Origin of the sequence: Leclercia sp. UBA7405, assembly GCF_037152215.1 — a bacterium.
GTDB classification, from domain to species: domain Bacteria; phylum Pseudomonadota; class Gammaproteobacteria; order Enterobacterales; family Enterobacteriaceae; genus Enterobacter; species Enterobacter pneumoniae.
Genome location: NZ_JBBCMR010000001.1, coordinates 651,871 through 672,885, shown reverse-complemented (window position 1 = coordinate 672,885; position 21,015 = coordinate 651,871). Strand labels below are relative to the sequence as shown.

18 protein-coding genes are annotated in these 21,015 nt (G+C 56.7%); 10 read left to right on the top strand and 8 right to left on the bottom strand.

The window, feature by feature from the left end; genetic code table 11:
• Positions 1-10: 10 nt before the first annotated feature.
• The 3 genes from WFN75_RS03250 to clpS form a co-directional block, all read right to left on the bottom strand.
• Positions 11-448, bottom strand: a complete 438-nt coding sequence (locus WFN75_RS03250) for a hypothetical protein (RefSeq protein ID WP_263617171.1) — start codon at positions 446-448, stop codon at positions 11-13.
• A gap of 196 nt (positions 449-644) precedes the next feature.
• The gene (gene clpA / locus WFN75_RS03245; protein WP_040076351.1) at positions 645-2,921 is read right to left on the bottom strand and encodes an ATP-dependent Clp protease ATP-binding subunit ClpA; all 2,277 of its coding nucleotides are present in this window, start codon (positions 2,919-2,921) and stop codon (positions 645-647) included.
• Positions 2,922-2,950: 29 nt separating this feature from the next.
• The gene (gene clpS / locus WFN75_RS03240) at positions 2,951-3,271 is read right to left on the bottom strand and encodes an ATP-dependent Clp protease adapter ClpS (protein WP_263617170.1); all 321 of its coding nucleotides are present in this window, start codon (positions 3,269-3,271) and stop codon (positions 2,951-2,953) included.
• Between the two features lie 305 nt (positions 3,272-3,576).
• On the opposite strand from clpS, the gene cspD reads away from it, so the two are divergent.
• Entirely contained in the window at positions 3,577-3,798 is a 222-nt protein-coding gene (gene cspD / locus WFN75_RS03235) for a cold shock-like protein CspD (protein WP_040076353.1), read from the top strand.
• 68 nt (positions 3,799-3,866) lie between these two features.
• On the opposite strand, the gene macB is transcribed toward cspD, so the two are convergent.
• Entirely contained in the window at positions 3,867-5,807 is a 1,941-nt protein-coding gene (gene macB / locus WFN75_RS03230; RefSeq protein WP_040076354.1) for a macrolide ABC transporter ATP-binding protein/permease MacB, read from the bottom strand.
• Positions 5,804-6,919: a macrolide transporter subunit MacA gene (gene macA / locus WFN75_RS03225; protein ID WP_040076355.1), complete on the bottom strand. Its 1,116-nt coding sequence runs from the start codon at positions 6,917-6,919 to the stop codon at positions 5,804-5,806. The genes macB and macA overlap by 4 nt, the downstream gene beginning before the upstream one ends.
• A 161-nt stretch (positions 6,920-7,080) precedes the next feature.
• On the opposite strand from macA, the gene WFN75_RS03220 reads away from it, so the two are divergent.
• Entirely contained in the window at positions 7,081-8,028 is a 948-nt protein-coding gene (locus tag WFN75_RS03220; RefSeq protein WP_263617169.1) for a VirK/YbjX family protein, read from the top strand.
• On the opposite strand, the gene WFN75_RS03215 is transcribed toward WFN75_RS03220, so the two are convergent.
• Entirely contained in the window at positions 8,025-9,683 is a 1,659-nt protein-coding gene (locus WFN75_RS03215) for an ATP-dependent endonuclease (protein ID WP_263617168.1), read from the bottom strand. The two genes, WFN75_RS03220 and WFN75_RS03215, sit on opposite strands and share 4 nt — an antisense overlap.
• A gap of 356 nt (positions 9,684-10,039) precedes the next feature.
• Between WFN75_RS03215 and aqpZ the strand changes: the two genes are divergently transcribed.
• The 4 genes from aqpZ to hcr all read left to right on the top strand — a co-directional run bounded on the left by aqpZ (position 10,040) and on the right by hcr (position 14,526).
• The gene (gene aqpZ / locus WFN75_RS03210) at positions 10,040-10,735 is read left to right on the top strand and encodes an aquaporin Z (protein ID WP_040078538.1); all 696 of its coding nucleotides are present in this window, start codon (positions 10,040-10,042) and stop codon (positions 10,733-10,735) included.
• Between the two features lie 116 nt (positions 10,736-10,851).
• Entirely contained in the window at positions 10,852-11,751 is a 900-nt protein-coding gene (locus WFN75_RS03205) for a lysine exporter LysO family protein (protein WP_263617167.1), read from the top strand.
• A 143-nt stretch (positions 11,752-11,894) separates the two neighbouring features.
• The gene (gene hcp, locus WFN75_RS03200; protein WP_046886853.1) at positions 11,895-13,547 is read left to right on the top strand and encodes a hydroxylamine reductase; all 1,653 of its coding nucleotides are present in this window, start codon (positions 11,895-11,897) and stop codon (positions 13,545-13,547) included.
• A gap of 10 nt (positions 13,548-13,557) precedes the next feature.
• Positions 13,558-14,526, top strand: a complete 969-nt coding sequence (hcr, locus tag WFN75_RS03195; RefSeq protein WP_263617166.1) for an NADH oxidoreductase — start codon at positions 13,558-13,560, stop codon at positions 14,524-14,526.
• 37 nt (positions 14,527-14,563) lie between these two features.
• Here the strand turns inward: hcr and WFN75_RS03190 are convergent, their stop codons facing one another.
• A complete protein-coding gene (locus tag WFN75_RS03190; RefSeq protein WP_263617165.1) occupies positions 14,564-14,998 on the bottom strand; it encodes a DoxX family protein in 435 nt (144 codons plus the stop codon).
• Between the two features lie 141 nt (positions 14,999-15,139).
• On the opposite strand from WFN75_RS03190, the gene poxB reads away from it, so the two are divergent.
• From poxB to WFN75_RS03170, 4 genes are all read left to right on the top strand, one after another.
• Positions 15,140-16,858 (top strand): ubiquinone-dependent pyruvate dehydrogenase, encoded by a 1,719-nt coding sequence (poxB, locus tag WFN75_RS03185; protein ID WP_336995616.1) that lies wholly within the window; start codon positions 15,140-15,142, stop codon positions 16,856-16,858.
• Positions 16,859-16,897: 39 nt separating this feature from the next.
• Complete coding sequence (ltaE, locus tag WFN75_RS03180) at positions 16,898-17,899, top strand: low-specificity L-threonine aldolase (RefSeq protein WP_046886855.1); 1,002 nt, start codon at positions 16,898-16,900, stop codon at positions 17,897-17,899.
• A gap of 10 nt (positions 17,900-17,909) precedes the next feature.
• Positions 17,910-19,340, top strand: coding sequence for an SDR family oxidoreductase (locus WFN75_RS03175; RefSeq protein WP_336995615.1), 1,431 nt, complete (start codon positions 17,910-17,912; stop codon positions 19,338-19,340).
• 179 nt (positions 19,341-19,519) lie between these two features.
• A complete protein-coding gene (locus WFN75_RS03170; protein ID WP_046886977.1) occupies positions 19,520-20,533 on the top strand; it encodes an NAD-dependent epimerase/dehydratase family protein in 1,014 nt (337 codons plus the stop codon).
• Between the two features lie 23 nt (positions 20,534-20,556).
• Here the strand turns inward: WFN75_RS03170 and iagB are convergent, their stop codons facing one another.
• Positions 20,557-21,000, bottom strand: coding sequence for a type III secretion system invasion protein IagB (iagB, locus tag WFN75_RS03165; protein WP_040076365.1), 444 nt, complete (start codon positions 20,998-21,000; stop codon positions 20,557-20,559).
• Between the last annotated feature and the right edge of the window lie 15 nt (positions 21,001-21,015).

Genomic DNA, 21,015 nt, shown 5'->3' with positions numbered 1-21,015 from the left:
TACTGTTTTATTAGTGAGTAACCTTGAACACAAGGCAGTGCTCGCGCAGCGCGAGGCCATCACGCATAGACAGCGTCATATCGTGCAGCAAGCGGGTCAGATAGGGCAGCATATCGCGGTCGAAATGGGAAACCAGTAGCACATGGTTTAGTGCCCGGCAGTAATCACACCGGCCCTCGGTCTCTTTCAGTCGCCACCCCTCTGGCAGATACTGAACCAACTCTTCATCGAACGCTACAGTCTGATAATCGCGCATTGCGCCTTCTAGCGTCTCTTTTACCCTTGCAAGATAAGCCCCCAGACAACGGCAAACCGGCTGAATTTGCGGCAGCGACGAGCTGTCGAGCAGAATTTCGGTCAGCAGAGTGCATCGTTCCGTAAGGGTCGCCAGATCCGGATAACGCGCTAGCTCGCTGTAGGGATAAACCAAAGGGGTGTTACTGTCCATTCATCCTCCTTAACGCATGTCTATCCGCACTCTCAGGACGCCACTTATACCGGTATAAAAACACTTTACCACTGTAATTATATCCAGCCATATTCTGTTCATTATTCTGGAAAGCGCCTCGCAAAATTCCAGCCTTGAGCGGTTGAGGGCAAAAAAAAGCCGGGTTTTTAACCCGGCTTGTTACTTTTCAGTGACGTTAGTGTGCCGCTTCCGGCTTGTGCTTCTGCGCACTTTGGAAATCGTACGTCAGCTCATTTTTCGCCTGATCCAACGCAACGGTCACCTGACCGCCATCCACCAGCGAACCAAACAGCAGTTCGTTGGCCAGCGGTTTCTTCAGGTTATCCTGAATCACACGCGCCATCGGACGGGCACCCATCGCACGGTCGTAGCCTTTCTCGGCCAGCCAGTTGCGGGCCTCCTGACTCACTTCCAGCGACACGCCTTTCTGATCCAGCTGAACCTGCAGCTCGACGATGAACTTATCCACCACCTGATGGATCACATCGGTAGAGAGGTGATCGAACCAGATAATGTTGTCCAGGCGGTTACGGAACTCCGGCGTAAAGATCTTCTTGATCTCTTCCATCGCATCGGTGCTGTTATCCTGGTGGATCAGGCCGATAGACTTACGCTCAGTTTCACGTACACCGGCGTTGGTAGTCATCACCAGCACCACGTTGCGGAAGTCCGCCTTGCGCCCGTTGTTATCTGTCAGCGTCCCGTTATCCATCACCTGCAGCAGGATGTTGAACACGTCCGGGTGCGCTTTTTCGATCTCATCAAGCAGCAGTACCGCGTGCGGATGCTTGATCACCGCGTCAGTGAGCAGACCGCCCTGGTCAAAGCCTACATAGCCCGGAGGCGCACCGATCAAACGGCTCACGGTGTGACGCTCCATATACTCGGACATATCAAAGCGCAGCAGCTCGATACCCAGCGCTTTGGAGAGCTGTACCGTCACCTCGGTTTTCCCTACCCCGGTTGGGCCGGCGAAGAGGAAGGAACCGACAGGTTTGTGGTCATGCCCCAGCCCGGCGCGCGCCATCTTGATGGCTTCGGTTAAGGCCTCAATGGCTTTATCCTGTCCGAAGACCAACATTTTCAGACGATCGCCCAGGTTACGCAGCGTGTCACGGTCGCTCTGAGAAACGCTCTTCTCAGGGATACGCGCAATACGTGCCACCACGGACTCGATATCCGCCACATTGACGGTTTTCTTACGCTTGCTGACCGGCATCAGGCGAGCGCGAGCGCCCGCTTCGTCGATCACGTCAATCGCTTTATCCGGCAGATGACGATCGTTAATGTATTTCACCGCCAACTCTACCGCCGCACGCACCGCCTTCGCGGTATAACGCACATCGTGGTGCGCTTCGTATTTCGTTTTCAGACCATTGATGATCTGCACGGTCTCTTCAACCGACGGCTCGGTAATGTCGATTTTCTGGAAACGACGTGCCAGAGCACGGTCTTTCTCGAAAATGTTGCTGAACTCCTGATAGGTGGTAGAGCCCATCACGCGGATTTTACCGCTGGAGAGCAGCGGTTTAATCAGGTTGGCTGCATCCACCTGGCCGCCGGAGGCCGCACCTGCGCCGATGATAGTGTGGATCTCATCGATAAACAGGATACTGCTGGTGTCCTGCTCCAGCTGTTTCAGCAAGGCTTTAAAGCGTTTTTCGAAATCACCGCGATATTTGGTACCCGCCAGCAGAGAGCCGATATCCAACGAATAGATGGTGCAATCGGCCATGATTTCCGGAACGTCGCCCTGCACAATACGCCAGGCGAGCCCTTCGGCAATCGCGGTTTTACCCACGCCCGACTCACCCACCAGCAGCGGGTTATTTTTACGGCGACGGCACAGTACCTGGATAGCGCGCTCCAGCTCTTTATCGCGGCCAATCAGCGGATCGATACCGCCAACGCGAGCAAGCTGATTAAGATTGGTGGTGAAGTTTTCCATACGTTCCTCCCCGCCTGCTTGCTCTTCGTTATTGACCTGGTTGCTGGGATCCGATGGCTGATTCGGCTCGTCTTTACGCGTTCCGTGAGAGATAAAGTTCACCACATCGAGGCGGCTGACTTCATGTTTGCGCAGCAGATACGCAGCCTGCGACTCCTGCTCGCTGAAGATAGCGACCAGTACGTTGGCGCCCGTCACTTCGCTACGTCCGGAGGACTGGACATGGAACACCGCACGCTGCAAGACGCGCTGGAAGCTGAGCGTCGGCTGCGTGTCGCGCTCCTCTTCACTCACGGGCAGGACCGGTGTGGTTTGTTCGATGAAGGCTTCGAGTTCCTGACGCAGCGCCACCAGGTCCACCGAGCAGGCTTCGAGCGCCTCGCGGGCGGATGGGTTGCTAAGCAGTGCGAGCAGCAAGTGCTCGACGGTCATAAACTCATGTCGGTGCTCACGCGCTCTGGCGAAAGCCATATTTAAACTGAGTTCCAGTTCTTGATTGAGCATAGGCACCTCCCCCAATTTTCATGCCTGAATCAGGCTTTTTCCAGCGTACACAGCAACGGATGCTCGTTCTCCCTCGCATACTTGTTCACCATCGCCACCTTCGTCTCTGCGACTTCTGCGGTAAATACCCCGCAGATGGCTTTGCCGTGATAGTGAACGGCAAGCATCAGTTGCGTTGCACGTTCTACATCATAAGAAAAGAACTTTTGTAGCACGTCAATAACAAATTCCATTGGCGTGTAGTCATCGTTCATTAACATAACTTTATACATAGATGGCGGTTTTAGCGCGTCGCGCAGTTCATCTTCCGCCAGCTTGTCGAAATCTAGCCAGTCGTTCGTCTTACCCATTGTCAGTCATCATCATCGTTGTACGCTGCCCTGACTGAGGATCATACATAACTTCAATCTACCCCAGTTGTCAGATAACTCTCATCTATTATTGCCATCCGCGATGTCTGTCACAATACCCGGCAATAGCGTTAACTGCTTCAAATTTTGGTTCATTTTTCCCCTTCCCCCGCCGGCAAACGCTTGACGATCTGTTTGGTTTATCTAAATTAGACTGGCGAGAGTTGGCGAGGTTTTGAACAGCCCCCGCTCCGCCACCGGTTCATTCCATCTTAATTAATAAGACTTACGAAGGATGTCGAAGCATGGAAACGGGTACTGTTAAGTGGTTCAACAACGCCAAAGGGTTTGGTTTCATCTGCCCTGAAGGCGGCGGCGAAGATATTTTCGCTCACTATTCCACCATTCAAATGGATGGTTACAGAACGTTAAAAGCCGGGCAGTCGGTCCGGTTCGATGTACATCAAGGGCCAAAAGGCAATCACGCAAGTGTGATTGTGCCCTACGAAGTCGAGGCGACCGCCTAGCTCTCTGCTTCATTGTGTACATCATGCAGTCAAAATGCCAGCCCGATCGGCTGGCATTTTTATTTCGCTTATTCTCGCGCTAGCGCATCCACCGGATCCAGCCTTGCCGCATTGCGTGCAGGCAACCAGCCGAACAAAATGCCGGTGAAGGTTGAGCACAAGAAAGCGGTCATCAGCGCCATCGGCGAAAAGCCAATTTCCCAGCCCGGTAAAAAGAGCTGCAACGTAAACGCAATTAACAGCGAGAGGGAGATGCCCAGCGCACCGCCCACAAGACAAACCAGCACCGCCTCGATTAAAAACTGCTGAAGCACATCGCTGGCCCGGGCGCCCACCGCCATGCGGATGCCAATCTCCCGGGTTCGCTCCGTGACCGACACCAGCATGATATTCATCACCCCGATGCCACCCACCACCAGTGAAATGACCGCCACCAGCGTCAGGAACAGCTGAAGAGTACGTGTGGTCTTTTCCGCCGTTTTCAAGAGGCCGTCCATGTTCCAGGTAAAGAAATCTTTCTTGCCATGCCGCAGCGTTAACAGGCGTGCAAGCTGCTGCTCGGCCTGGGTGCTATCGTATCCCTCTTTCACGCGCACGGTGATGGAGTTCAGCCACGACTGCCCCATAATACGCCCGGAGATAGTGGTATAAGGCAACCAGACGCGGAGGATCTTACTGCTGCCAAACATTGACTGCTTCTCTTCAGCGACGCCGATAACCGTTGCGGGCATGTTGCCCACCAGAATCACCTCGCCTACCACCTTCGCCTTATTCGGGAAGAGCTGACGACGTGAATTGGCATCCAGAATCACCACCTGCGCGCGCCCGGCAAGCTGCTCAGCGTTGAAGGTCGCCCCCTCGCTAAAGGTCATGCCGTAAACGTTGAAATAGTCGCCGCTCACCCCGTTAGCGCTGGCCGCCACATCAATATTGCCGTAGCGCAGGCGTAAGTTTTGCGACACCGCCGGCGTGGCCGAGTTGACCCACGGCTGCTTCTGGATCGCGGCCAGATCGTCATACTTCAACGCCTGCTGGAACTGCGGCTCGTCATCGCCAAAATCCTTACCGGGATAGACATCAATGGTGTTGGTCCCGATAGCACGAATGTCGGCCAACACCAGCTGCTTGGCCGCATCACCGACTACGACAATCGAGACCACCGAAGCGATACCGATAATGATGCCTAGCATCGTCAGCAGGGTTCGCATTTTATTGGCGGCCATCGCCAGCCAGGCCATGGTCAGTGCCTCACGAAAACTGCTGGCAAACTGGCGCCAGCCGGAGGGGGGCGGTAGCGCCACCTGCTGACTGCGTGTTTGGCCCTGCTTTGCCGGAGGATTGCTGACCAGTTCGCCATCCCGGATCTCCACGATGCGCTCTGCCTGGGCCGCAACCTGGGGATCGTGGGTGACAATGATCACCGTATGCCCCTGATCGCGGAGTTGGTGCAGGATTGCCATCACCTCTTCGCCAGAGTGGCTGTCGAGCGCCCCGGTGGGTTCGTCAGCGAGGATCACCTGCCCGCCGTTCATCAGAGCACGCGCGATACTGACGCGCTGCTGTTGACCGCCGGAAAGCTGCGAGGGTTGATAATCGACGCGCTCGCCCAGCCCCAGCCGGGTTAAGAGCGCCTGTGCCCGCTCCAGCCGTTTGCGGCGCTCTACGCCCGCGTAAACGGCAGGCACTTCGACGTTCTGTACGGCGCTCAGATGCGAGAGCAGGTGATAACGCTGAAAGATAAACCCGAAGTGCTCGCGGCGCAGTTTGGCCAGGGCATCCCCACTGAGGGTCGACACGTCGGTGCCCGCCACGCGGTAGGTGCCGCTGGTGGGTTTATCCAGACAGCCGAGAATGTTCATCAGGGTGGATTTACCGGAGCCCGAGGCACCGACGATGGCGACCATCTCCCCCGCTTCAACCTGCAGAGAGATGCCTTTCAGCACCTCCACCTCGCCATCCCCCGAAGGGTAACTCCGGCGAATTGCATTCAGTTCAAGCAAAGCGGTCATTTACCCGCTCCCGGCAGGGTCTCACTGACGACGACCTCATCCCCCTCTTCCAGCCCTTTCACAACCACCACATCCGTGTCATTGCGCGAGCCGAGGCTGACTTCACGCTCACGGGTCTCGCCGTTACGCAGCACTTTGACTTTATAGCGGTTATCTCCGGTCGATTCGCCCAGCGCCGCCAGCGGTACGGTCAGCACATTTTTTTCGCCGGTAAGCTGGATATGCACCTGCGCGGTCATCTCCAGACGCAACACCCCTTTTGGGTTCGGGACTTCAAAGCGGGCATGGTAGAAAATGGCGTCGTTGACCTTTTCCGGCGTTGGCAGGATATCTTTCAGCACCCCTTCATAGCGGGTTTGCGGGTCACCCAATACGGTAAACCAGGCTTTTTGACCGGGTTTAAGGTGGATAACGTCCGCCTCGGAGACTTGGGCTTTCACCAGCATGGTGCTCATGTCTGCGAGGGTCAGAATGTTTGGAGCCTGCTGAGCGGCAATCACCGTCTGCCCTTGCAGGGTAGTGATTTGCGTCACCTCACCGGCCATCGGCGCGACGATGCGGGTATACTCGAGGTTCGTTTTGGCGCTGTCGAGGCTGGCCTGATTGCGTTTGATTTGCGCATCAATGGTGCCAATCTGCGCCTGCTTCACCGCCAGTTCTGTGGCCGCTGTATCCAGATCCTGACGAGAGATGGCCTGGGTTTTGGCCAGTTGCTGCTGGCGCGCCAGCGTCACCTGGGCCAGTTTACGCTCTGCTTCGGCTTGCCCGCGCTGGGCGCGCAGCTCCATCAGGGTCGCTTCCACCTCTTTGATCTGGTTCTCAGCCTGCTCAGGATCGATCACCCCCAGCAGTTCCCCTTTTTTCACTTTATCCCCAATTTCAACCGACAGCGTTTTCAGCTGCCCGCTCACCTGTGCGCCCACGTCGACTTTACGCAGTGCATCAAGTTTACCGGTAGCTAATACGCTTTGTTGCAGCTCGCCCGGGCGGACAATAAGCGTCTGGTAGAGAGGAGTGGGTTTATTTAGCGTCTTCCAGACAGCAATCAGCGCAACGAAAATAATAATCGCAGCAAGGATATACCGCTTTTTGAGCTTACTTCTGATCTTCATAACGATCCTGGTTCCTTCGAATGTTCCATCAAAATGAGAAGGCTAATATCAACTGGGGTTAAACAAGGTTTGAATAGTGATGAGAGTACCAGAGTTATTGATAATTCGTTAAGTTAACAAATGATGAAATCACCCCATCAATAATAATGGATGGTTTCACTATGTCGCAGCTTACTGATAACGCGCTCACGCCTTCTCGGCCCCTCACTCGCCTGGGACTGTTTTTTGACCTGCTCAGCGGAAAATGGCGGCCGGGTAAATTCTGGCACCAGCGCAGCTTCCGCCGCAAATTTCTGCTGCGCTCGTTAATGATGCCACGTTTAAGTCTGGAGTGGATGAACGTTCTGGCCCAGTTGCCGGAGCTCAATCAGCTGTTGATCCGCCAGCCCCGCCTGCCCGTGCGCCTGCATCGCCCCTATCTGGCGGCCAACTTAACCCGTAAGCAGAAGCTGGACGCCGTTCGTTATCACTACGGCCGCCTCTACGCCACCCTCTCCCCTGAAGAGCTGCGCAACTATCTGCGCGGCAACGGCCTGGTGCTGGCGCAGCTGCAGGGCAAAGATGGCGACACTTACACCCTGGAGTTCACGATGATGATCTCGCTGGATAAAGAGGGCGACAGCACGATTTTAATGCGTAACAGCAGCGGAGAGACGCTGGCAGAGATGACCTTTACGCTCTGTGAATACCAGAATCAACCCACGCTGTTCATCGGCGGGTTACAGGGGGGCAAACGCGAATTGCCGCACGAAGAGATTCAGAAAGCGACCAAGGCCTGTCATGGTCTCTTCCCGAAACGTCTGGTTATGGAAGCCGTCTGTCAGTTTGCCCAGGCGTTTAACATCAACCAGATCCTGGCAGTCAGCAACGAAACCCATATCTATCGCAGCCTGCGCTACCGCGATAAGAAAGATAAAATTCACGCCGACTACAGCGCCTTCTGGGCCTCTGTGGCCGGCGAGTGTGATGCCAGCGGCTATTATCACATTCCTTGCGTCATCCCCCGTAAAAGCGAGGCTGACATCGCCAGTAAAAAACGGGCTGAGTATCGCCGCCGATATCAGTTACTGGATGCGGTGCCGGCGCAAATGAGCGGTCTGTTTCGTTAATCCGCCCGACCGCGCGCCAGCCAGAGCACGCGGGAGAACATTTTTCGCAGTAAGGTGGGAACCGAATCGACCCCACGGCGCCCTGCTTCCATCGCGACTTCAATGGCCAGATCAGGTTTGGATGAGCGGTGAATCGCCTTAGTAATGACCCGCCGCATGTTCATGGGAACATCGGCGGGGATCATCGCCACCCGGTGGAAGACATCGGCAAAACCCTGTCGGTACATGAAATGCTCCATATCCATCGCGGGCAGTTCGGTCAGATGATCGCGTTCCTCATCCCTATCGTGATTGAGTAACCCACGGACGGTAGCGGCATATTTTCTCCCCGCCTCGTCACCATCCACCAGGACGTGCCACTCAATGCCCATCCGGCGGGCGAATTTAATCAGCGGCTTGAGGCCGGACTGGGCGAACTCAATGACCTTAATGCCCTCAGCATCAAAATGGTGCCCGCACTGACGGGCCAGCTCGTTGATGACCCAGGTTTCGGTTTCGCCCTCTACCAGCAGCCAGCAGCGGGCAAAGAGCGAAGAGGCACGGTTAAAACGGATATGAAAAGCGATGCGGCGACTCTCTTCAGCGTTCATTCCACCCGGTCCAAGGCGAAATGCCGAGACGCGTCCCGACTCACGCACCAGCCGACAAACCTGCTCCACCGGCGTAAGTGACAGTAGTTCACCCGAGTTGGTGGTGGTGATGCGCTGTAACGGCAGCAAATTCAGCAGATGCCAGGCCACCGATAGCATGATGGGGTGCAAGCGCGTTTCCGGATCTTCAACCAACAACAGCGGCCGGGCATCCCGATCCAGTCGCACGGTCCCTTTTGCCTGCAGCAGGGTAGAGAAAAGTCCCAGCAGAATCACCCGGTGCGATCGTCCGCCGGGTTTGTCGATCATCCGGTTGATGATATCGAGATAACGCCAGCTTCGTTGCTCATCGTGGGACCGCCGGCGCATCAACCGGTTGCGCACGGGCGAGGAGCCCTGCTCGGAAAAGTAGTGTTCAAGCAACTGCACCATAGCAGAGAGGCCCTGACGGATCTGGCCATCGCTAAGATTTTGCGGACGCGCCACCAGCTCGCGCGCCAGGTAATCCAGCTCACGGGCGGTAACTTCCACCTCCGGCATAGCAGGCACCGACCCCGTGCGGATGCGGCGCATAAAGCGGGCATCCCGTAAGCGCAGCACCGGCACCAGACGGATAAGATGACACGCCAGCTCGTCGATATTGTCCCTCTCCAGGGGATTACCCTCCGCATCGATAAAACTGCGCAGGGTCAGTACGCTCTCATCGTCCGCAAGTTCGCCCTCCAGACGGTAAAAGATACGCTGATAACCATCCTGACAAGGCACCCAGCACCCGGCAAGAGGCTGGTAGCGACGCACCCTGTGGCGGCCAGGATCGGTTTCCCGGAAGGTCAAAACAATGTGCAGATGGTGTTCCCGCCCCTGAATATCGCCCGGTGGGAACCAGAAGTCATCGCGAACGAAGTGATAGAGTTCGGCATCCGATGATAACAGCAGCGTGAGCGCGTCCAGCAGGCTAGATTTACCCCAGGCATTTTCCCCGATCAGGACGTTATTTTGTTCCAGCATCAGCGACAGGCGATTAATGCCGCGAAACCCTACGATTTCCACCCGTTCAAGCAGCATAGGTCCTCCGGGATAATGACACTCTTTCCTTTAAGTTATCAGCAGTATAGCGCCAGGAACTCCGGCCCGACAGTCGAATATTGTCAGGAGAGTTATGCCAGCAAATATAAAATTAAGAATATGACAAGGCACTTTCATTTGAAATTTAAAGAGGCCGGATATTAATATTCGTCGCCCGTTATCTCCCGAAAATTAAAAAAGGAATAACCTCGCATTGCCCTGAATCAAATTTGTGGGTTTTATTTCACTGGTGAACCATGCGGTTCATTTTTAAAATAACGCCGTTAAACATCGTCATATTTTATGACGATAAATTGTGAGCGATGGAAAAAGCTCGTTTTTACATTGAGGTGGTTATGTTCAGAAAATTAGCGGCGGAATGTTTTGGTACATTCTGGCTGGTATTGGGTGGCTGCGGCAGTGCTGTTCTGGCAGCTGCATTTCCGGAATTAGGGATTGGTTTCGCTGGCGTTGCGCTGGCCTTCGGCTTGACGGTATTAACCATGGCCTACGCCGTGGGGCACATTTCCGGCGGCCATTTCAATCCGGCCGTGACGCTGGGCCTGTGGGCGGGCGGACGTTTCCCGGCGAAAGACATTATTGGCTACGTGGTGGCCCAGGTGGTGGGCGGGATTATTGCCGCCGCTATTCTGTATGTGATTGCCAGCGGTAAGGCAGGCTTTGATGCGGCGGCCAGCGGTTTTGCCTCGAACGGTTTTGGCGAACATTCACCGGGCGGCTTCTCAATGCTGTCAGCCATCGTGATTGAAATCGTGCTTACCGCCGGCTTCCTGTTGGTCATTCATGGCGCTACCGACAAACACGCACCGGCCGGTTTCGCGCCGATTGCCATCGGTCTGGCACTGACGCTTATTCACCTGATCAGCATTCCGGTGACTAACACCTCCGTTAACCCGGCGCGCAGCACCGCGGTGGCGATCTTCCAGGGTGGCTGGGCGTTAGAGCAGCTGTGGCTGTTCTGGGTGATGCCGATCGTGGGCGGTATCCTGGGTGGCGTGCTGTACCGTACACTGCTGGAAAAACGCGATTAAAAATAATACCGGGTGGCTCTGCGCTACCCGGTTTTCCATTTGCACCTTTACTGAGCAGCTCTATTTCGGTAGTGTCATCGGCGCTATTCAGCTACTCAATAAGGATTGTGTTGTTCATGTTTTCAGGATTATTAATCATTCTGCTACCACTGATAGCAGGCTACTTTATCCCCCTCCGACACGCAGCTGCATTAAAGCTAATTAATCGCCTGTTGAGCTGGATAGTTTACATCATTCTTTTTTTTATGGGCATCAGCCTCGCCTTTCTGGATAACCTGGCGACCAATTTACTGGCGATACTCTATTACTCCTCCATCACCGTTGTGGTTATTTTACTGTGCAATATTGCCGCCCTGTTATGGCTGGAGCGCACTATTCCGTGGAAAAACCATCATCAGCAGGAAAAATTACCCTCGCGTATAGCGATGGCGCTGGAGTCATTAAAATTATGCGGAGTGGTAGTGCTCGGCTTTCTGCTTGGGCTCACCGGATGGGCGGTATTACATCACGCGACCGAAGCCAGTGAATATACCCTTATCTTCCTGCTATTCCTGGTCGGTATTCAGCTGAGAAATAGCGGCATGACCCTGAAACAGATTGTCCTGAACCGTCGCGGCATGATCGTGGCGGTCGTGGTGGTCGGCAGCTCGTTACTGGCGGGGGTCATTAATGCCTTTATCCTCGACCTGCCGCTCAACACCGCACTGGCGATGGCGTCCGGCTTCGGCTGGTACTCCCTCTCCGGCATTCTGTTGACCGAATCTTTCGGCCCGGTCATCGGCAGCGCCGCCTTCTTTAACGATCTGGCCCGCGAGCTGATTGCCATTATGTTGATTCCGGGTCTGGTACGACGCAGCCGCTCTACGGCGCTGGGGCTGTGCGGCGCCACGTCGATGGACTTTACCCTGCCCGTCCTGCAACGCTCTGGAGGCCTGGAGCTGGTGCCGGCAGCCATTGTTCACGGCTTTGTTCTTAGCCTGCTGGTGCCCATTCTGATGGCCTTCTTCTCGGCCTGATACCCCTCTGGCGGTAGGTCTCTGCCGCCAAAATTGCGCTAAATCAATCTCCCTCCATTTTGTATCAGAAAGCGCTTTTCTCTGATCTGGCACCAGCATAATCTTAAACATGTATATCAAATATAACTTTAACAGGTGTGATTATGTTTTGTGTGCAATGTGAACAAACCATCCGTACCCCGGCAGGCAATGGCTGCTCTTACGCGCAGGGCATGTGCGGCAAAACCGCCGAGACGTCAGACCTGCAGGATCTGCTGATCGCTTCCCTGCAAGGGCTTTCCGCATGGGCATTCAAAGCTCGCGAATACGGTATTATCGACCACTACGTCGACAGCTTCGCGCCACGCGCCTTTTTCTCCACGCTGACCAACGTTAACTTTGATTCTCCTCGCATCGTCGGCTATGCCCGCGAAGCCATTGCCCTGCGTGAAGCGTTAAAGGCGCAGTGCCTGAACGCCGACGCCAGCGCGCGCGTGGATAACCCAATGGCCGAACTGCAGCTTGTCAGCGACGACCTCGGCGATCTGCAGCGTCAGGCGGCGGAATTTACCCCGAACAAAGACAAAGCGGCGATTGGCGAGAACATTCTCGGCCTGCGTCTGCTCTGCCTGTACGGCCTGAAAGGTGCGGCGGCCTATATGGAACACGCGCACGTTCTCGGCCAGTACGACAACGACATCTATGCCCAGTACCACAAAATCATGGCATGGCTCGGCACCTGGCCTTCCGACATGAACGCGCTGCTGGAGTGCTCAATGGAAATCGGCCAGATGAACTTCAGGGTGATGAGCATTCTGGATGCCGGTGAAACCAGCACCTACGGCCACCCAACGCCGACCCAGGTCAACGTGAAAGCGACCGAAGGCAAATGTATCCTCATCTCCGGGCATGACCTGAAAGATCTTTACAACCTGCTGAAGCAAACCGAAGGCACCGGCGTTAACGTCTATACCCACGGTGAAATGCTGCCTGCACACGGTTACCCGGAGCTGCGTAAATTCAAACACCTGGTCGGGAACTACGGCAGCGGCTGGCAGAACCAGCAGGTTGAATTTGCCCGCTTCCCTGGCCCCATCGTGATGACCTCTAACTGCATCATCGACCCTACCGTGGGCGCGTATGATGACCGCATCTGGACCCGCAGCATCGTCGGCTGGCCGGGCGTGAGCCACCTCGAAGGCGACGATTTTGGCCCGGTTATCGCCCAGGCGCAGCAGATGGCTGGCTTCCCTTACAGCGAAATCGAACATCTGATCACCGTGGGCTTTGGCCGCGAAACCCTGCTGGGTGCGGCGGATTCCCTCATCGACCTGGTGAGCCGTGAAAAACTGCGTCACATCTTCCTGATTGGCGGCTGCGACGGCGCGCGCGGCGAGCGTAACTACTTCACCGATTTCGCCACCAGCGTACCGGATGATTGCCTGATCCTGACCCTGGCGTGCGGGAAGTACCGTTTCAACAAGCTGGACTTCGGCAACATCGAAGGCCTGCCGCGTCTGGTCGATGCCGGTCAGTGTAACGACGCCTACTCAGCCATCATTCTGGCCGTCACCCTCGCGGAGAAACTGGGCTGCGGCGTGAACGACCTGCCGCTGTCGCTGGTGCTCTCCTGGTTCGAGCAAAAAGCGATCGTTATCCTGCTAACCCTGCTCTCACTGGGCGTGACCAACATCGTCACCGGCCCGACCGCGCCAGGCTTCCTGACGCCGGACCTGCTGGCCGTGCTGAACGAGAAATTTGGTCTGCGTTCCGTGACCACCGTTGAAGAAGATATGAAAGAGCTGCTGAGCGCGTAAGGAGAGATTCATGACCATGCCAACCTCACAATGTCCGTGGCGGATGCAGGTCCATCACATCCATCAGGAGACGCCGGATGTGTGGACGCTGTCACTGCTGTGCCATGACTACTATCCGTACCGTGCAGGTCAGTATGCGCTGGTCAGCGTCCGCAACTCTGCGGACAACCTGCGCGCCTACACCCTCTCCTCCACGCCGGGCGTGAGCGAGTACATTACGCTTACCATCCGTCGCATTGATGAAGGGGCAGGTTCCGAATGGCTGACCCGTGACGTAAAACGTGGGGATTACATCTGGCTTTCAGACGCGCAGGGCGAGTTTACCTGTGATGATAAGGCCGATGATAAATTCCTGCTGCTGGCCGCCGGCTGCGGCGTGACGCCCGTAATGTCAATGCGCCGCTGGCTGGCAAAAAACCGCCCGCAGGCCGACGTGCAGGTGATCTTCAGCGTCCGCTCGCCAGAGGATGTGATTTTTGCCGAGGAGTGGCGTAACTACCCGGTCACGCTGGTGGCAGAAAATAACGCTACCCACGGTTTTGTCTCGGGTCGTTTGAGCCGGGAATTGTTGCAAAGCGTGCCGGATATTGCCTCCCGCACCGTGATGACCTGCGGGCCTGCGCCGTACATGGATATCGTGGAAAAAGAGGTTAAAGCGCTGGGTGTGACCCGCTTCTTTAAAGAGCAGTTCTTCACCCCTGTCGCCGAAGCGGCAACCAGCGGGATCAAATTCACTAAGCTGCAACCTGCGCAAACCTTCTTTGGCCGCGTGGGCACCACGCTGCTGGAAGCGCTGGAAAGCAACAAGGTGCCGGTAGCCGCGGCCTGTCGCGCTGGCGTGTGCGGCTGCTGTAAGACGAAGATCGTGTCCGGCGAGTATACGGTGAGCAGCACCATGACGCTGACCGACGCCGAAATCGCCGACGGTTACGTGCTGGCCTGCTCCTGCCATCCGCAGGGGGATTTAGTCCTCGCCTGATAAAAACGCCCGGTGACATCGCCGGGCGTTTTTCCTCTCATTTCCACGCCGGATGGCTTGCCAGGGCGTAACGACCCGCTCCCAATAGCGCTACCGCCAGTGCCCCCACGAAGAAGTAGACCAGGCTTTCAATGGCCCAGGCCCCTACCGTATCCAGCGCAAAGGTTTTGCCTGTTCCCACCATTAACCACGCGACGACCATGGTAAACGCCAGAACCAGCGCCGCCGGCCGAGTCAGGATCCCCAGAATAATCAGGATCGGTGCCACCACCTCCCCCACCAACACCCCGTAAGCGATAAATCCCGGTAAACCTTTGGCGACCAGCATGCCGCTAATACCCTCCACGCCACCGAAAAGCTTATGCAGGCCGTGAAAGAGCATTAACCCGCCCACGGCAAGGCGTAATAACAGCTTGCCCATATCGTCGTGTGTTAGCGTTTTATTAACAGCAATTAACAATGATTTAACCATTTGAAATTACTCCTGTTTTATCTGAACTGCAGCCAGAATATGTCTAATTGTTTCGAATGGATAGCAGCTGATACCAGGGGGGCAGAGCGGTAATTTTCTTCTAAGCTTGTAAGCGATATCACAAAAAGGAGTTGGATCACCATGAAACAGACCGTGGCGGCATATGTTGCAAAAACGCTGGAACAGGCAGGGGTAAAACGCATCTGGGGGGTCACCGGTGACTCCCTCAATGGCTTGAGTGATAGCCTTAACCGCATGGGGACCATTGACTGGATGCCCACCCGCCATGAAGAGGTGGCCGCCTTTGCCGCCGGGGCAGAAGCACAGCTGACGGGAGAGCTCGCCGTGTGCGCTGGCTCCTGCGGACCGGGCAACCTGCACCTGATTAATGGTCTGTTTGACTGCCACCGTAACCACGTACCGGTGCTGGCCATCGCCGCTCACATCCCCTCGAGCGAAATCGGCAGCGGTTATTTCCAGGAGACTCATCCTCAGGAGCTGTTCCGGGAATGTAGCCACTACTGCGAACTGGTCTCCTCCCCAGAGCAGATCCCGCAGGTACTGGCCATCGCCATGCGCAAAGCGATTCTGAACCGTGGCGTTTCGGTAGTGGTGCTGCCGGGCGACGTGGCCCTGAAGCCCGCGCCAGAAACGGCCAGCAGCCACTGGTATCCCGCCCCATTGCCGGTGGTCACCCCGGCAGAAGAAGAGCTGAAAAAGCTGGCGCAGGTGTTGCGATACTCCAGCAATATCGCGCTGATGTGCGGCAGCGGCTGCGCGGGGGCGCATGATGAACTGCTGGCCTTTGCGGAAAAGCTAAAAGCGCCTATCGTCCATGCCCTGCGCGGGAAAGAGCATGTTGAGTATGACAACCCCTATGACGTGGGGATGACCGGCCTTATCGGCTTCTCATCCGGCTTCCACACGATGATGAATGCCGACACGCTGATCCTGCTGGGTACCCAGTTCCCTTATCGTGCCTTCTACCCCACCGACGCAAAAATCATTCAGATTGATATTAACCCTGGCAGCATCGGTGCCCACAGTAAGGTGGATATGGCCCTGGTGGGGGATATTAAAGCGACGCTCGCCGCGCTGCTGCCCCATCTGGAAGAGAAAACCGAGCGTAAGTTCCTCGATAAAGCGCTAAGCGACTATCGCGACGCCCGTAAAGGGCTGGACGATCTGGCGAAACCGAGCGACAAAGCCATTCACCCGCAATATCTGGCGCAGCAGATCAGCGATCTCGCCGCCGAGGACGCAATTTTCACTTGTGATGTGGGCACGCCCACCGTCTGGGCCGCACGCTACCTGAAAATGAACGGCAAGCGTCGTCTGCTCGGCTCGTTTAACCACGGCTCGATGGCAAACGCCATGCCGCAGGCGCTGGGCGCCCAGGCGACCGAACCGCAGCGTCAGGTCGTGGCGATGTGCGGCGACGGTGGGTTTAGCATGCTGATGGGCGATTTCCTGTCGGTGGTACAGATGAAGCTGCCGGTCAAAATTGTGGTCTTTAACAACAGCGTGCTGGGTTTTGTGGCGATGGAGATGAAGGCAGGGGGATATCTGACCGACGGCACCGAACTGCATGACACCAACTTTTCCCGTATCGCCGAAGCCTGCGGTATCCCCGGGATCCGCGTTGAAAAGGCCTCCGACGTCAACGAGGCGCTTACGCGCGCGTTCGCTATCGACGGCCCGGTGCTGGTGGATGTGGTCGTCGCCAAAGAGGAGTTGGCGATCCCGCCGCAAATCAAGCTGGAGCAGGCGAAAGGTTTTAGCCTGTATATGCTGAGGGCGATTATTAGTGGTCGCGGCGACGAGGTGATGGAGCTAGCCAAAACCAACTGGCTCAGGTAAAAATGTCTCACATTGCCTGTCTAACTATAGGGATGTGAGATGATTGATTTACGTAGTGATACCGTTACCCGCCCGTCGCGCGCCATGCTCGAAGAGATGATGGCCGCCCCGGTCGGGGACGACGTCTACGGCGATGACCCCACCGTTAACGAACTCCAGCGCTACGCCGCTGAACTGAGCGGTAAAGAGGCTGCACTGTTCCTGCCTACGGGCACCCAGGCCAACCTGGTGGCCCTGCTTAGCCACTGCGAACGCGGCGAAGAGTACATTGTCGGCCAGGGGGCGCATAACTACCTGTACGAAGCCGGTGGTGCCGCGGTACTGGGCAGTATCCAGCCGCAGCCCATCGACGCTGCCGCCGACGGCTCCCTGCCGCTGGATAAAGTGGCGGCCAAAATCAAAGCTGACGACATCCATTTCGCCCGCACAAAACTGTTAAGCCTGGAAAATACCCATAACGGTAAAGTGCTGCCGCGCGAGTATCTCAAAGCGGCGTGGGAATTTAGCCGCGAGCGCGGGCTGGGCCTGCATGTGGATGGGGCGCGTATCTTCAACGCGGTGGTGGAATATGGCTGCGAACTGAAAGCCATCACCCAGTACTGCGACTCCTTTACCATCTGTCTCTCGAAAGGTCTCGGCACCCCCGTTGGCTCGCTGCTTGTGGGCGATGCCCAGTACATCAAACGGGCCAACCGCTGGCGCAAGATGACCGGCGGCGGGATGCGTCAGGCAGGGATCCTGGCGGCAGCGGGCTTGTACGCCCTGAAAAATAACGTCCAGCGCCTGAAAGAGGATCACGACAACGCCGCCTGGATGGCCGCGCAACTGCGCGAGATCGGGGCCGATGTGATGCGTCATGACACCAACATGCTGTTTGTGCGGGTGGGCGATGAGCGTGCCGCCGCGCTGGGCGAGTATCTGAAAGCCCGGGGGGTGCTGATCAACGCCTCCGGCGTAGTGCGTCTGGTGATGCACCTTGACGTCAGTCGCGCTCAGCTCGCCGAGGTGGTAAGCCACTGGCAGGCCTTCCTGCAGCGCTAAGGAGCCCCGCGTGCCACAACGAATTCTGGTGCTGGGCGCCAGCGGCTATATCGGCCAACACCTGGTCACGGCCCTCAGTACGCAGGGGCATCGGGTGCTGGCGGTGGCACGCAGCATTGAACGGCTGCAAAAACAGAACCTGCCGGGTGTCTCCTGCCATAGCGTCGATCTCAACTGGCCGAAAGAGTTGTCCGTGCTGCTGGAAGGAGTGGATACGCTCTATTATCTGGTGCACAGCATGGGCGAAGGGGGCGATTTTATTGCCCACGAGCGTCAGGTAGCGATGAACGTGCGCGATGCCCTGCTGGCGACGCCGGTCAAGCAGATTATTTTCCTCAGTTCATTACAGGTGCCGGAGCAGGAGCAGTCAGACCACTTGCGCGCACGCCAGCTCACCGCCGAGACCCTGCGCGGGGCGAATATTCCCCTTACCGAACTGCGGGCGGGGATTATCGTTGGGGCGGGCTCTGCCGCCTTCGAAGTGATGCGCGATATGGTCTATAACCTGCCGGTGCTCACGCCGCCGCGCTGGGTGCGCTCGCGTACCACGCCCATCGCGCTGGAAAATCTGCTGCACTATCTGGTGGAACTGCTCAACCATCCTGCGCAGCGCCACCGGGTTCTGGAGGCCGCCGGGCCAGAGGTGCTCAGCTATCAACAGCAGTTTGAACATTTTATGCGGGTGAGCGGTCGCCACCGGCCGCTGATCCCTATCCCCTTCCCGACCCGCTGGATTTCGGTGTGGTTTTTAAACGTCATCACTTCCGTGCCCCCGACAACCGCCAAAGCCTTGATTCAGGGGCTGAAGCACGATCTGCTGGCCGACGACGCTGCGCTGCGGGCGTTGATCCCCCAGCCGTTAATCCCGTTTGACGATGCGGTTCGCAATACGTTGAAAGAAGAAGAGAAACTGGTCAACTCCAGCGACTGGGGCTTTGATGCGCAGGCCTTTGCCCGCTGGCGGCCGGAGTATGGCTACTTCCCTAAACAGGCGGGCTGTACCGTGAAAACTGACGCCAGCCTCAGCGATCTGTGGGCGGTGGTGAATCAGATTGGCGGCAAAGAGCGTTATTTCTTTGGCAACCTGCTCTGGCAGACCCGCGGCGCGCTGGATCTGCTGGTGGGCCACCGGCTGGCGAAGGGCCGTCCGGCACGGGCGATGCTGGAGGTGGGCGACGCGGTAGATAGCTGGAAAGTGATCATTGTTGAGCCGGAAAAGCAGCTGGCCTTACTCTTTGGTATGAAGGCCCCCGGGCTGGGGCGGCTGTGCTTTACCCTGAAGGACAGAGGCGAGCACCGCGAGCTTGACGTCCGCGCCTGGTGGCACCCGCACGGCATGCCGGGTCTGTTCTACTGGCTGTTGATGATTCCGGCGCATCTGTTCATTTTTCGCGGCATGGCAAAACGTATTGCCCGCCTGGCGGAAAAACCTCAGCCCTGACGCCATCGCGCCAGGCGCCTGGTCAGACCCGGAACCGGGCCGAATAACAAAGCCAGGGCACAGGCAGCCTGACGGATAAGGGTATAAATAAAACTCTTAATCTTTCGCCTTTACCATTGCATCGTGGCGTATTTCACGGAAGAATGCGCACGAAATTCTTTTCAACACAGTGGATTGATATGAAGGTACTGGTTACCGGCGCCACCAGCGGCTTAGGTCGAAATGCGGTCGAGTTTCTGCGCAACAAAGGCATTAGCGTCAGGGCCACCGGTCGCAACGAAGCGATGGGTAAACTGCTGCAGAAGATGGGGGCTGAGTTTGTCCATGCCGACCTGACGGAGCTGGTCTCCTCGCAGGCCAAAGTGATGCTGGCCGGAATTGACACCCTATGGCACTGCTCCAGCTTTACCTCTCCGTGGGGCACGCAGGAAGCCTTCGATCTTGCTAACGTGCGCGCCACGCGTCGTCTGGGCGAGTGGGCCGTGGCCTGGGGCGTGCGTAACTTCATTCATATCTCTTCGCCGTCGCTCTATTTCGATTATCACCATCACCGGGATGTTAAAGAGGACTTTCGTCCTCAGCGCTACGCCTGCGAGTTTGCCCGCAGTAAAGCGGCCAGCGAAGAGGTGATCGATCTGTTGGCGCAGTCGAATCCCCACACCCGCTTTACGGTACTGCGTCCGCAAAGTCTCTTTGGGCCGCACGATAAGGTCTTTATTCCGCGCCTGGCGCAGATGATGCACCACTACGGCAGCGTGCTGCTGCCACGTGGCGGCGATGCGCTGGTGGATATGACCTATTACGAAAATGCCGTCCATGCCATGTGGCTGGCGAGTCAGAGCAGCGCCGACGCTCTCCCCTCCGGACGGGCCTATAACATCACCAACGGCGAGCCTCGCTCCTTACGCAGCATCGTACAGCGGCTGATAGACGAGCTAAATATTCACTGTCGGATCCGCTCCGTGCCCTATCCGATGCTGGATATCATTGCCCGCAGCATGGAGCGGCTTGGCAATAAAGCGTCGAAAGAGCCCGCCCTCACCCACTACGGCGTCTCTAAGCTGAACTTTGATTTTACGCTGGATATTAGCCGCGCTGAACGCGAGCTGGGGTATGCGCCCGTGGTGACGCTGGATGAGGGTATTGTGCGCACGGCCGCATGGCTGCGGGATCACGGTAAGCTGCATCGTTGATGCGTCGGCAAGGGTCGCGGCGCTCAGCTATGGCGGGCAGGCATCTTTAACTGCTGATATTTTTGCCAGACTTTTCGGGCATACAGCATCCGCTGCGGGTAATTCTCTTTTTTTAACCCGGCGTTGTAGGCCCCGACCGCCTCCCAGTTATTGCCATACACCTTAATCATGCCGGACAAAATAGAGGCGCCGACCATAATCGAGGTGCAGGGCTCTAATATCAGTTGGTATTCGCTAATTCCCCGACTCTCCAGCGCCGGAAAGTGGATGCTGTTGATCTGCATTAGGCCGACATCCCGGGTACCGTCGGCATTTTTGCCAATCGCCCAGGGATTCATCCCGGATTCGACGTGCGCAATGGCGTACAGGAGATAGGGATCGACGTGGTAGGCCTGTGCGGCTTTGTCCCAGCAGTTGGCGTAAGCGCCCTGGCTGACGAGGAGCATAATGAGCAGTAACGTTTTCATCAGTACCTGCTTTGG